General features: G+C 64.5%; 11 protein-coding genes. 4 read left to right on the plus strand and 7 right to left on the minus strand.

From position 1 onward, the window contains the following. The 3 genes from sufB to BM282_RS08450 form a co-directional block, all read right to left on the minus strand. The gene (gene sufB / locus BM282_RS08440) at positions 1 to 1431 is read right to left on the minus strand and encodes a Fe-S cluster assembly protein SufB (RefSeq protein WP_089879235.1); all 1431 of its coding nucleotides are present in this window, start codon (positions 1429 to 1431) and stop codon (positions 1 to 3) included. A 35-nt stretch (positions 1432 to 1466) separates the two neighbouring features. Further along, positions 1467 to 2381: a Fe-S cluster assembly ATPase SufC gene (gene sufC, locus BM282_RS08445; RefSeq protein ID WP_089879238.1), complete on the minus strand. Its 915-nt coding sequence runs from the start codon at positions 2379 to 2381 to the stop codon at positions 1467 to 1469. A 196-nt stretch (positions 2382 to 2577) separates the two neighbouring features. Further along, positions 2578 to 5295, minus strand: coding sequence for a DNA-directed DNA polymerase (locus tag BM282_RS08450; protein ID WP_089879241.1), 2718 nt, complete (start codon positions 5293 to 5295; stop codon positions 2578 to 2580). A 156-nt stretch (positions 5296 to 5451) separates the two neighbouring features. Between BM282_RS08450 and BM282_RS08455 the strand changes: the two genes are divergently transcribed. The 3 genes from BM282_RS08455 to BM282_RS08465 are packed head-to-tail and all read left to right on the plus strand — an operon-like array spanning position 5452 to position 6627. Then, complete coding sequence (locus tag BM282_RS08455; RefSeq protein WP_089879245.1) at positions 5452 to 5640, plus strand: DUF7331 family protein; 189 nt, start codon at positions 5452 to 5454, stop codon at positions 5638 to 5640. 60 nt (positions 5641 to 5700) lie between these two features. Then, the gene (locus BM282_RS08460) at positions 5701 to 6147 is read left to right on the plus strand and encodes a DUF7322 domain-containing protein (RefSeq protein WP_175501429.1); all 447 of its coding nucleotides are present in this window, start codon (positions 5701 to 5703) and stop codon (positions 6145 to 6147) included. Between the two features lie 45 nt (positions 6148 to 6192). Further along, entirely contained in the window at positions 6193 to 6627 is a 435-nt protein-coding gene (locus BM282_RS08465) for a DUF7346 family protein (protein WP_089879249.1), read from the plus strand. Here BM282_RS08465 and rad50 read toward each other — a convergent pair. The 4 genes from rad50 to BM282_RS08485 are packed head-to-tail and all read right to left on the minus strand — an operon-like array spanning position 6624 to position 11405. After that, on the minus strand, positions 6624 to 9308 hold the full coding sequence (gene rad50, locus BM282_RS08470; RefSeq protein ID WP_089879252.1) for a DNA double-strand break repair ATPase Rad50: 2685 nt from the start codon (positions 9306 to 9308) through the stop codon (positions 6624 to 6626). The two genes, BM282_RS08465 and rad50, sit on opposite strands and share 4 nt — an antisense overlap. Continuing rightward, complete coding sequence (mre11, locus tag BM282_RS08475) at positions 9309 to 10649, minus strand: DNA double-strand break repair protein Mre11 (RefSeq protein WP_089879254.1); 1341 nt, start codon at positions 10647 to 10649, stop codon at positions 9309 to 9311. Continuing rightward, the gene (locus BM282_RS18480) at positions 10646 to 11116 is read right to left on the minus strand and encodes a hypothetical protein (RefSeq protein WP_175501431.1); all 471 of its coding nucleotides are present in this window, start codon (positions 11114 to 11116) and stop codon (positions 10646 to 10648) included. The genes mre11 and BM282_RS18480 overlap by 4 nt, the downstream gene beginning before the upstream one ends. Positions 11117 to 11141: 25 nt before the next feature. Next, complete coding sequence (locus tag BM282_RS08485) at positions 11142 to 11405, minus strand: MarR family transcriptional regulator (protein WP_089879257.1); 264 nt, start codon at positions 11403 to 11405, stop codon at positions 11142 to 11144. A gap of 174 nt (positions 11406 to 11579) precedes the next feature. On the opposite strand from BM282_RS08485, the gene pan1 reads away from it, so the two are divergent. Then, positions 11580 to 12797: a proteasome-activating nucleotidase Pan1 gene (pan1, locus tag BM282_RS08490; protein WP_089879261.1), complete on the plus strand. Its 1218-nt coding sequence runs from the start codon at positions 11580 to 11582 to the stop codon at positions 12795 to 12797. Positions 12798 to 12806: the final 9 nt, after the last annotated feature.

The following is a 12806-nucleotide window of genomic DNA, read 5'->3' on the forward strand; positions in this document are numbered from 1 at the left end:
TTATCCGAGGCTGCCCTCCATCTCGAGTTCGACGAGGCGGTTGAGTTCCACCGCGTACTCGATCGGCAGTTCTTCCGTGATGGGTTCGATGAAGCCCGAGACGATCATCTGCTTCGCGTCGTCGTCGTCCAGACCGCGCGACTGGAGGTAGAAGATGTCCTCGTCGCCGATCTTTCCGACGGTCGCCTCGTGGGCGACGTCGACCTTCGACTCGTTGATCTCCATGTACGGCATCGTGTCCGAGGTGGACTCGTTGTCGAACATGAGCGCGTCGCACTCGACCGCGGTGGAGGAGTTCGTCGCGCCCTCGGAGATGTGGACGAGGCCGCGGTAGTTCGTGCGGCCGCCGTCCTTCGATATCGACTTCGACTCGATGGTAGACTTCGTGTTCGGGGCGTTGTGGTAGACCTTCGCACCGGTGTCGATGTTCTGGCCCTCGCCCGCGAACGCGATGGTGATGTGGTTGTCCGATGCGCCGCGACCCTTCAGGATGGAGGCCGGGTAGAGCATCGTCGCCTTCGAACCCATCGACCCCGAAATCCACTCCATGCGGCCACCCTTCTCGACGATGGCGCGCTTGGTGTTGAGGTTGTAGGTGTTCTTCGACCAGTTCTGGACCGTGGAGTACTGCACGTGCGCGTCCTCGCCGACGAACACTTCGACGCCGCCGGAGTGGAGGTTGAACGCGGAGTACTTCGGTGCCGAACAGCCCTCGATGTAGTGGACTTCCGAACCCTCTTCGGCGACGATGAGGGTGTGTTCGAACTGGCCCATTCCCTCGGAGTTCATGCGGAAGTACGCCTGCACGGGCATGTCGACCGTCGTGTCCTCGGGGACGTAGACGAACGACCCGCCGGACCAGATGGCCCCGTGGAGTGCGGCGAACTTGTTGTCGGACGGGGGGACGCACTTCGTCATGAAGTACTCTTTGACGATGTCTTCGTGCTCCTGGACCGCCTGGTCCATGTTCATGAAGACGACGCCCTTCTCCTCCCAGCGCTCCTGCATGTTCTGGTAGACGACTTCGGACTCGTACTGCGCACCGACGCCGGAGAGCGCGTTCTTCTCGGCTTCCGGAATGCCCAGTTTGTCGAAGGTGTCTTTGATGTCGTCCGGGAGGTCCGTCCAGTCGTCGACGCCGCCGCGGGTCTCCACGTCGGGTCGGATGTACGGGACGATCTCGTTCACGTCGACCTCGGAGAGGTCGGGCTGGCCGGGCCAGTCGGTCGGCATCGGCATCTCCTGGAACTGCTTCAGCGCGCGCAGACGGCGCTGGAGCATCCATTCGGGCTCGTCTTTGTCCTCGGAGATGACGCGAATCGTCTCCTCGGTGAGGCCCTTGTCGGCCTGGAACGACGACTTCTGCTCCTTCTTGAACTCGAAGCGAGCTTCGGTGTCGGTTTCTTTGAGGTGGTCTTGGTCTGAGCTCATGTTGTATCTAGTTTGGCAGTCGGACTCTGTACGTATCAGGCTGTCCCGTAAACCTCGTCACGGACCCAGTCGTATCCCTTGTCTTCGAGTTGCTCGGCGAGGGTCGCGTCGCCGCTCTTGACGACTTCGCCGTCCAGCATGATGTGGACGTGGTCGGGTTCGACGTACTCGAGGATACGCTGGTAGTGGGTGATCTGGAGGATGCCCGTTCCCTGTTCGTCGCGGAGGGCGTTGATGCCGTTCGAGACGTCCTGCAGGCGGTCGATGTCGAGACCGGAGTCGATCTCGTCGAGCACCGCGATGGACGGTTCGAGGATGGCGGCCTGCAGCACTTCGTTCTGCTTTTTCTCCCCGCCGGAGAAGCCGGCGTTGAGGTAGCGCTGGGCGAACTTCTCGTCCATGTCGAGCAGTTCCATCTTCTCTTTCAGGAGCTTCTGGAACTCCGCGACGCCGACCTCGCCGTCGTCGGCGGGGCCTTCCATCGGCGACGTCTCGTAGCCGGAGTCGTCCTCGTCGGCCTCCTCGGCTTCGTCCTCGTCCTCGAACAGTTCCTCGCGCTCTTCGAGTTTGGCGTTGAGCGCCGTGCGGAGGAAGTTCGTCATCGTCACACCCTCTATCTCGGCGGGGTACTGGAAGCCGAGGAAGATACCGAGCGCCGCGCGCTCGTTCGGCTCCAAGTCGAGGAGATTCCACGTGCGCTTGTCGTCGGGAATCTCGAACTCGTCGCCGAAGTCGCCGTCCTCGAGGTGGAGGAGAATCTCTCCGTCGGTCACTTCGTAGGCGGGGTGCCCGGCGATGACCTTCGAGGTGGTCGACTTCCCGGAGCCGTTCGGCCCCATCAGTGCGTGAATCTCCCCGGATTTCACTTCCAAGTCGACGCCACGAAGAATCTGCTCGCCGTCCTCCTCCGCGACCTTCGCGTGGAGGTTCTTGATTTCGAGTGTAGCCATTGTGTCTCGTTGCCTCGTACGAGAACCGAGGGTTGTGCCACCCATAATGGTTACGCATTCGCCACCGGACGCTTTACTGGAGAGAAAATATATTTGCTTTTCAGAAAGGTGCTCTTCGGGAGACCGGACGAACCTGCCGCCTATCGACGGTCGCTCGAAACGGCGGCCTATCGTCTTCTCGGGACGTCAGCGGCCGTTACATGAAGCTTCCGAGACCAGTCTGTTCCTGTCCCGACTTCACTTCGTCCCACGACATGCCCAGTGCTTCGATGATTCGGGCGATTGGGCCCTTCAGCGTCTTCTCCAACATGACGTCCCAGTCCACCTCGAACGCCTCGGGGACCTGGTCGTCGTACTCGAAGCAGATGACGTCCGGGTCGCGCTTGAACTGCCCGTACAGTTCGTCTCGCTGGGGGTCGAACCCTTCCTCGGACTCCATCTGACGGAACCACGACGGGTGGACCTTCGCGAGGTAGAGTCGTTTCGGCTTCGACCCGCGGCCGAAGTTCGTCCCGAGGAAGGCGTTGGCGTACATCGCGCCGCGCACCTGCGCCGTCGCGGTGTCGTACGCCTCCAGTCGCTTGCCGATGCCGCCGGGGATGCCGATTTCGTCCAGCGGGAGGTTCCCCTCTTGGAAGTCGGCGATGACGTCGTGGACGTACTCTTTGATGTCGTCGTCGTCCTCACCGTAGACGATCATCTCGATGACGTTCTTCTGCACCTGCTTCGTTATCTGGGCGATGTCGGACCGCTTGTACTCGAAGCCGGTGATGTCGATGTCGTCGACGTCCTTGCCCTCCTTCCAGACGATGTGTCCGGCGTACCGCTTCTTCTTGCCCGCCTGGAAGAATCTCCGATACAGTTTCTCGAACTCTATCTGGAAGCGGTGCTCCTCGCCGTCCGCGACGTCGACGCCGAGTTCCTCGCGCGCGAAGTCGTCGTAGGCGGCGTTGATGTACTCCTCTATCTCGAACGACTGCTCGATCGCCTCCTCCTTCGTCACGTCGGGGCCGAGTTCGAGCATGACGGAATCTGTGTCTCCATATGCGACAGAATACCCCATCTCGCTGGCCGTCTCGTCGGTGAAGTCGATGACCTCCCGACCCGTCGCGGTGACCGCCGCGCCCATCTCCTTGTCGTACAGGCGGAAGCGGTCCCAGCCCAGCACGCCGTACAGCGAGTTCATGATGACCTTCACCGCGCCCTGCTGTCGGTCGAACTGTTCGTACGCGGGCGTGCCGGGTTCGTTGTCGTTGCGGAGGCGTTTCTTCTCCTCGCGTTCTTCGAGGAGTTCGTCCACCATCTCCCGGATGATGCCGTCCGGTTCCTTCCGGAAGTGCGTCCCGTTGGGCGCGCGGAACGTGTCGCCGTCGTACGCCTCGGGGTCCACCTTCGTCTCCGGCGACGCGTTGATGGTCACCATGCACATCGGATACAGCGACTTCAGGTCGAGGACGGTGACGTTCTCTTTGACGCCGGTGATGGGGTCGAAGACGGCCCCGCCCTCGTAGTCCTCGGATTCCTGCTGACCCTTCGAGGGGAGCGCGAACTCGCCGTGGACCTTGTGGAGGACGTAGATGTCGACGGTGTCGCCGGGGGTGGGTGCGTCCTCTAACTTACATCCGACGAACGTCCGCACCTCGTCCCAGAAGGCGATGACGTCCTGTTTTCTGTCTATCTCGACGCAGAGTTCCACGTCGCGGACGTTGTACTCCAACAGTCGCTGGGGGTCTTCTTCCCACAGGTCGCCGATACTGCCCGAGTACCGCTCTTTGCCCACGTCGAGTTCGAGTTCGCCGACGGCGTCCAAGCGATATGACTCCAACTCGGTGAACTGCGTGCGCTTGTAGGCGTACAACAGGTCGAACACGACGCGACCCTTCACGTCGGGGCCGCCCCACCCGCTTCGCCACACCTCGCCGACGCGAGAGAGTCGGTTCGGGTCCAAGTCGTAGTCCGACGTGGGGTTCACCACGTCCAACCGGTCGAGGAAGTACGGCATGTCGAAGTCGTCGAAGTTCCAGCCGGTGAGCACGTCGGGGTCCGTCTCGACGATGTACTCGACGAACGCGTTCAGCATCTCGTCCTCGCGGTCGAACGCGCGAATCTCCACGTCGGTGTCCGACTGGAGCGGTTCGTAGTCGCCCAAATCAGTCGGGGCGTCGACGCCGTCGCCCGCCTCGGGCGCGTTGTAGAGCCACGCGACGTACTCGTCTCGATACGAGTCGTGCGAGGTGAGGCAGACGATGGGCTCTTCGCCCTCTTCGGGGAAGCCGGCCCGGTCGTTCACCTCGATGTCGAACGTGTTCACGCGCAGGTCGGCGTCCACGTCGATGGGGACGACTTCGTCGTGCGGCACCTGTACCGTCCCGTCCCCGTCGTCGAGTCGGCGCGCGGGGACGCAGATGCCGCTCTCGATGTCTTTGTCGATGAGGAGGCGGTTCGGAAAGAGGATGTCCGCTTCGTAGTGGTCGAACTCGTCGCGTATCTGTCCCACGTCGCGCGGCGTGCGCGTGCAAATCTTCGTCAGTTCCTCGCCACGGATGCTCTCGTAGCCCGGTTCGGTCCGCGTGATGACCTCCTTATCGAGGAGTTCGTCGTCGAGGCTGTCCGTGGGGGCGTAGAAGTAGGGCTCCAACCCGAGGACGCGAACGTGTTCGGTCTCGTTCTCCCGGGTGCGACCGAACACGTGGACGACGGGATACTCGTTGCGGCCGCTTCCCTCGATGGTGTAGTCCACCTGCGTCACCGCGAGTTCGACGGTGCCGTCCGCGTCGGGGAACTTGATGTCCTCGGCGTCGACGACGTCCGAGACGTGCTGGCTTCCGTTGCCCGCGACGTGTTCGGCCTCCGCCTCGGGTCGGGCGTCGTCGTCACCCCCCCACTTGGCGTCTGTGAGCCCTGCCTGCTTCATGGCGGAGCGTTCGGCACTCCCGGCTAAAAACCTCGGCTTTTCGCCCCTCACTCGTCGCGCCGAACCGACGTAGTTAGCGACCTATTAGGTATCAAAACGATAAGGTGTCTTTCCACAACACATTTAGTGTGATAGAACATACCATGCATTGCGACAATGACCGACCACGCAAACTCTGAGCGGACGGATCGGTCGCCTGCCACGCAGTCTCCGGCAGGCGAAGCGCACGGACTCGACGACGTCGAGTCCTACGACGTCGACGGAGGGGTCGTGTTCTACGACCCGCAGAATCCGCTCGCGTGGGTCGAGACGACTCGAACCATCACGCTGAAAGATAACTGCTAACCGGGCCCTCCGAGGACCCGAAACGAACTGCTTTTCGTTCCCTCGGCCGTTCCCGAACACGTGTCCCGGGAGTTCGACGACTGGCCCGACGAACCCGACGAAGAGAACCCCGAGGACCGCTGGGGCGACCCCGAACGCGACCTGGTGAACGTTCCCGCGGTCGAACTCCCCAGCAGCGAACCCACCGAAGTCACCGACGTGGACGAGGAACTCCAGCGGGCGTTCTGGGCCACCGTCGTCCTCGTGAACGTCGCCGTCGCCGGCATCAGTCTCGGCGCGATGCTGCTGTACTTCCGCGGCCAACTCCTCGTCGGCGGCGGCGCGATGCTCGTCGGCGCGTTGGCGTTCGCCCGCGCGTACTACTTCTATCGGGAGTTTCAGAAGAGCAACGACGGCGACAGTGCCGACGAAGACGGCGACCGCAACGACGACAGCGATGACGCTGACAGCAACGACGACAGCGATGACGCTGACAGCAACGACGACAGCGACGAGGACGACGACTGAACCGCGACGGAAACCCCTATTCGTCTCTCGCGCGTTCCCGCATCTATGCAGACCGTCCACGACGACGACGGCAAGCGCTACCTCCTCGTCAAACGCTCCGGCGAGTCGAGTCGCGTCCGCGACCCGGAGACGGGCGCGGAACGCTACCTCCCGAACGACGAGTTGACCGCCGACGGCGTCTCACCGCTCGTCGCGGCGGCGTCGGGCGTTCCCGAGGCCGTCAGACGAGTCGTCACCGCCGTCCACGACGACCGCTCGCTCGGTCTCCTCTTCGAACTCGCTGACCGAGACGCCCTCTCGGTCGTCGAGTTATTGGACGCCTACGACCTCTGTGAGTCCGACCTCCACGGCCTCCTCGGCGAGTTCCGCGCGGCCGGCCTTCTGACGGAGACGACGGTCCACGGCGAACGAGGCTACGCCGCCACCGAGACGACGAGAGAAGCGGTCGCCGCACTCCGCGGCGACGAGCGTCGGGACTAGTCGTCCGCGAGCGACTCCGCCGCGAGGAGCGCCGCGGGGTCCTCGTGCCGGACCGACGACCGGTTGCTCGTCGGGTCTTTCTCCACCGTGACGAGTTCGTCCGCCGCGCCGACGAGTTCGTCGTCGTGGCTGACGATGATTATCTGGCGCACGCCGAGTTCGCGCATCTCGGCCACCAGGTCGACGAGGCGCGAGACGTGTCCCGAGTCGAGGAACACCGTCGGTTCGTCGAGGATGAGCGGCGGCATCGGCGCGGCCCCGTCGATGCCCTCGGCGAGGAGGCGATAGATAGCGCACCGGAGCGAGAGGTTGAACAGGGCGCGTTCGCCGCCGGAGAGCTGTTCGGGGTCGAGAGCGGTGCCGTCCTTCTGGAACACGGTCAGTTCGTACTCGCCGTCCAGTCGGATGCGCGAGTAGGCGTCGTTGCCGTACACGAGGTCGAACGTCTCGTTCAGCATCCGTTCGAGGCTCTCGACGTTTCGCTGGCGGAGTTCCGCGCGCAGGTCGCCGTACATCGCCTCTAGCTCCTCGGTCTCCGCGTGGAGCGATTCGAGGGCGTCGACGCGGGCGGCGAGTTCCTCTCGGTCCTCGCGGAGTTCTCGCAACTGCTTCAGTTCGCCGTTCACGCCCCCGATGTCGCTCTGAAGCCCGTCGCGTTTCTCGCGGAGCGTCGCCAACTCCTCGTCGACCTGTTCGACGTACTGTGCCGCGCGCTGCTTTTTGTCTCTCGCCTCCTCGACGGTGGACTCGTCCACCTCTTCGGCCAGCGTCTCGCGCCGCGCTCGTTTCTCCGCCAGTCGCTCGCGGCGTTCGTCGTTCAACTCCGCGATGTTCTCGCGTCGGTCTTCCAATCGCTCGACGGCCGACTCCGCCGTCTCCAACGCCGAGAGCCGTTCCGACAGGGTGTCCAGACGGTCTTCGGCGGCGACGACGGACTCGAGGTCGGATTCGAGTTCCGAGACGGTGTCGGCCGCCTCCTCGGCCGCCTCCGACTGCGTCGCGGCCGCCTCGCGTTTCTCCTCGGCGTCCGCCGCCAGTTCGTCCGCCTCCCCGCGGAGCGTCTCGGCCTCCTCGCGCCGTTCCTCGACCGTCTCGCGCGCGTCTTCGATGCGCTCTTCGAACAGCTCCCTGCTGTTGCGGAGTTCCTCGACGCGACTCTCCGTCTCGACGAGCGTCTCCGCTCGTTCGAGGCGGGACTCCAGCGTCTCGCGCCGCTCTCGGAGGTCCGCCAGTTCCTCGGTCAGCGCCTCGATTCGCGTCTCGTACTCGCCGATGGCGTCCACGTGCGGGGAGTCTTCGACGGGTTGCCCGCACTCCGGACACTTGCCCGCGTCGCGCAGCGACTCCGCTTCGTCGAGGCGGTCACGGACGTTTCCGACCTCCGTCTTCGTCTCCGTGAGCTTCGAACGAACCTCGGTCAGCGTCTCTCTGAGGTCGTCTCGGTACGCCGACGCCTCTCCGAGTTCGACGGGTGCGTCCGCGAACGTCGCCGTCGCCTCGTCGAGTTCGGCCTCCAGCGTCTCCAGTCGCTCTCGTCGCTCCGCGAGTTGCGTCTCCGCCTCCTCGGCGGCGGCGTCCAACTCTTCGGCACGGCTTCGCTTTTCCGTCGCCCGCGACGAGAACTCCTCGGCGCGTTCGGCCAGTTTCTCCGCTTGGTTCGACAGCATCGTCCGCCGCTGGCGCGCCTCCGTGAGACGCTCTCGAACCTCGTCCTCCCTGTCGCCGAGTTCGTCGCGCCGGGCCGACAGCGTCTCCGCCGTCACCTCTTCGAGCGTCGTCTCCGCGCGGAGTCCGTCGATTCCGGTTCGAAGCTCGTCGATTCGGTCGCGCTTTTCGTCGACTTCGGTTCGGAGTTCGTCTCGCTGTTGTTCGTCCGCGGCGATGGTCTCGCGGAGTTCGGCGACGTCCGCGTCGAGTCCGTCGAGTTCCTCCCTGCGCTCTCGGTACGTCTCCAACACCTCCTGTGCGTTCTCGAACGTCTCCTGGGCCTTCTCTCGCTGCTGTTCGTACCGCTCTATCTGGGAGTCGACCTCGCCGAGTTCCGTCTCCAAGGCGTTCAGTTTCTCGTGGAGGTTCGCGTCCTCCTTGGCCTCGATTTGGGAGTCGACCTTCGAGAGCGCTCCGCGGCGGTCCGTCAGCACGTCTTCGACGCCGAGGCGAGCGTTCCCCGCGCGGACCCGGTACTCCTCTAGCTTTCCGAGTTGGAGCAGGTCGTCTATCGTGTCCTGTCGCTGACTCGGCGTGGCGTTGATGAGTTTGTTCACCTCTCCCTGCCGGACGTACGCGCAGTTGACGAACGCCTCGGCGTCCATCCGGAGGAGGTCCGCGACGAACCCGCGAACGTCGCGCGCGCCGTCGACGGAGACGTCCGGGCCTTCGAGGACGCACGTGGCCGTCTGCACTCGGTCGCCCGACTTCCGGAGGCGACGCTCGATGTGGTAGGACGCGCCGTCGTGGGTGAACCAGAGTTCTATCTCGGCCTCCTCCGCACCGGTCGTCATCACGTCGCCGAGGTTCTCGTCCAACGCGTGTGACCCGTAGAGCGCGAAGAAGCAGGCTTCGAGGAGCGAAGACTTCCCGCTGCCGTTCAGGCCGTGGATGACGGTCACGCCGTCGGTGAGTTCGAGGTCCGTCTCCGCGTAGGGTTTGAAGTTCGAGAGTCTGATTCGGTCGAAGCGCATCTAGAAGTCCTCCATCGTGAACTGGTCGTTCTCGTCGGACGCACCGTTCGTCGCCTCGGCAGTCGCCTCCTCGTCTGTCGTCGGTCCGTCCGTCGCCTCCTCGTCTGCGGTCGTCTCGGTAGCCTCTGTGTTCGTCGCCTCCTCGCCTGCCGTCTCGTTCGTCCGCCCGTTCGTCGCCGGGGCGTCCGCCGCCCCGTCCTCGGACGCGGGTTCGTCGCCGTCGCTTCCGGCGGGGTCGAACGCCGCGACGTCGCCCGAGTCGAGGAGCGACTGGACGCGCGTCTTCACCTCCTCGCGGACGTTCGAGTCGGCGGTCTTGCTCGCGCGGACCGTCTCGTCCACGTCGAGGGCCGCCGCGGACAGACCGAGACCGGACACGCGTTCGCGCACCGCGTCGTCGGGGTCGGCGAACGACACGTCTATCTCCACGTCGGTCGCCATCTCGCGGCGGTCGGTGACGCGGGCGACGAGTGCGCCGCGTTCTGTGAGGAACTCCTCTATCGACGCGGGCGTCACGGGGTCGCCCTCGCCCGTCATCTCGACGATGGCGACGGCGTCGGTGACGTCGCGTTGGCGGACCTGTTCGCGGACGCGTTCTGCGCCCTCCCCGTCTGCGAGTTCGACGGAGACGAACACGAACGGTCGCGTGTCGAGCGACCGCCGGCGGATGTCCACCTCCCCGTCGAACGTGACGAGGTTGTAGCCGCGGGCGTCCTCCTCCGCCGCGCTCGCGCGTTCGGTCGACCCGCAGTAGGTCACCCACGTCTCAAGCACTCGTTCGGTCCCCGGCGCGTGGTTGTCGCCGACGAGGAACGCGTCGAAGTCGACGTTCGACTCGCCGAGGACCGTCTCCGTCTCCCAGTCGGCGTGGGCGAACGGCGTGAACAGGCCGTGGCCGACGAGGGCGGCGTGGGCGCAGTCGTGCGGTTCGAAGTCGTACGTTAGGGATTCGCGCTTCGACTTCGGCACGTGGTCGAGTCCGTAGAACGCGGTGTCGCCGACGACGCGCGGTTCGTCGCCGAGTCGTTCGGCGAGTCCGAGGTTCTCGAAGAGATCCAACCACTGCCCGCCGCGCGTTGACTCGTGGTTGCCGACGACGGCGAGGAAGGGGATGCCCGCGTCGTCCAACTCGCGGAGGACCGAGATGGTCCCGAGCAAGTCGCGCAGTTCCGGTCGTCGGTCGTGGAACAGGTCGCCCGCGTGGACGACGGCGTCGACGCCGTCGGTCACCGCGTCGTCGACGACCTGTTCGAACGCGTCGAGGAAGTCTCGGCGTCGGTCCGGCGAGTGGTACTGTTGGTACCCGAGGTGGGTGTCGCCGGTGTGTATCACCCGTGTCATCTGCCCGGAGTTTTGCCACTCGCCGGTAAAACGGTTCCGCGAGCGGGGTGAAAGTGGTCGGGTTCCTCCTCGGCGGCCGCGTCGACGTCTCGACGAGACTCGAGAGCCGCGTCGAGTCGTCGAAGCGTCCCGAGCGCGTCCGTCCCCTCGCGAGCGACTGCCGCCGCGTCTGCCGCCCGCGCGTCGGCGACGGCCCGTGCGAGGACGGGAATCCCTCCGCGCCGGAGATAGGCGACGGCGTCTCCCGCGCACGCTGTCGCCGCCACCGCGTCGGCGATGGTCACTCGAAACGTCGCCGTCTGTGCTGACGCCGACCCCGTCGCCAGCGCTCTGAGGGCGTCGCGGACGGCGTCCGGGTTCGGCGGCGCGTCCGAGCGCGGTGGTGCGCCGGCGTTCGCTGGTGCGTCGGCGTTCGCTGGTGCGTCCGAGTTCGGTGCCGCGTCGGCGGTGGGCGGTGCGTCGGTCACGGAGCGTCTGGCCCCGTCACCGTAGTTAAATGCTCAGTTTGTAGAGGCGCTTGCGGGCGTCGGAGAAGGAGAACCGCGAGTCGACGGCGTCGGCTTCTTCGAGACGCGAGAGCGCGTACCGAACCGTCCGAGGCGGGAGGAGCGTCTCCTCCGCGAGTTGGCTCTGCGTCAGCGTCTCGTTGTAGTCGAGGACCTTCGCGACGAGTTTGGCGCTCGGCGGCATCTCTCGGATGGGTTCCCAACGGTCAACGGTCTCCTCTTCGCGTCCGACTACCTCGGTGGTGCTCATTCGTACTCCTACGTGGAGGATGTAGAGTGATAATATTTGCTGTATCAAAATATTACTTTCAAACATTTTCCGTTCACCACTGTCAGTCGATGCGACAGAACGGTATCCCCCGCGAGACGGTGAGATGGGCCGCTTACCCGAAGCCTCTTATGAAACGCTACCCTACGACGGGTGATGACCGACACTGTGGACGACGTCGACCTTCCGTACGACGAGGATGCGGCGTCGCAGCAGGAGAAAATACAGGCACTCCAAGAGCGCCTCGATATCCTCGAGAACCAGAACGAGGAGATGCGGGACAAGTTGCTGGATGCGAACGCGGAGAACAACAAGTATCAGCAGAAACTAGAGCGACTGACACACGAGAACAAGAAACTCAAGCAGTCGCCGCTGTTCGTCGCCACCGTCCAAGAGATTACGGACGAGGGCGTCATCATCAAACAGCACGGCAACAACCAGGAAGCGCTCACGGAGGTCACCGACGAACTACGCGAGGACTTAGAACCCGACGCTCGCGTGGCCGTCAACAACTCACTCTCTATCGTCAAGCGTCTCGACAACGAGACGGACGTTCGCGCGCGGGTCATGCAAGTCGAGCACAGTCCCGACGTGACCTACGCCGACATCGGCGGACTCGAAGAGCAGATGAACGAAGTGCGCGAGACGGTCGAGATGCCGCTCGAAGCGCCCGAGATGTTCGAGCAAGTGGGCATCCAACCCCCGTCCGGCGTCCTCCTCTACGGCCCGCCGGGCACTGGGAAGACGATGCTCGCGAAGGCCGTCGCCAACCAGACGAACGCGACGTTCATCAAGATGGCCGGCTCCGAACTCGTCCACAAGTTCATCGGCGAGGGGGCGAAACTCGTCCGCGACCTGTTCGAGGTGGCCCGCGAGAACGAACCCGCCGTCATCTTCATCGACGAGATAGACGCCATCGCCTCGAAGCGCACGGACTCGAAGACGTCCGGCGACGCCGAGGTCCAGCGGACGATGATGCAACTGCTCTCCGAGATGGACGGCTTCGACGAACGCGGAGACATCCGCATCATCGCGGCGACGAACCGCTTCGACATGCTCGACCCCGCCATCCTGCGCCCCGGCCGGTTCGACCGCCTCATCGAGGTGCCGAAGCCCAACGAAGACGGTCGCGAGATCATCTTCCAGATCCACACGCGCAACATGAACGTCGCCGACGACGTGGACTTCGCCGCACTCGCCGAGATGGCCGACGAGGCGTCCGGTGCCGACGTGAAGGCTATCTGCACCGAGGCCGGGATGTTCGCCATCCGCGACGACCGCACGGAGATATACATGAACGACTTCGTCTCCGCGTGGGAGAAGATTCAGGCCGAGGCCGAAGACGAAGGCGACGCGTCCCGCGCGTTCGCCTGACGGTCCCGT

This window comes from Halogeometricum limi, assembly GCF_900115785.1.
Classification (GTDB): Archaea; Halobacteriota; Halobacteria; order Halobacteriales; family Haloferacaceae; genus Halogeometricum; species Halogeometricum limi.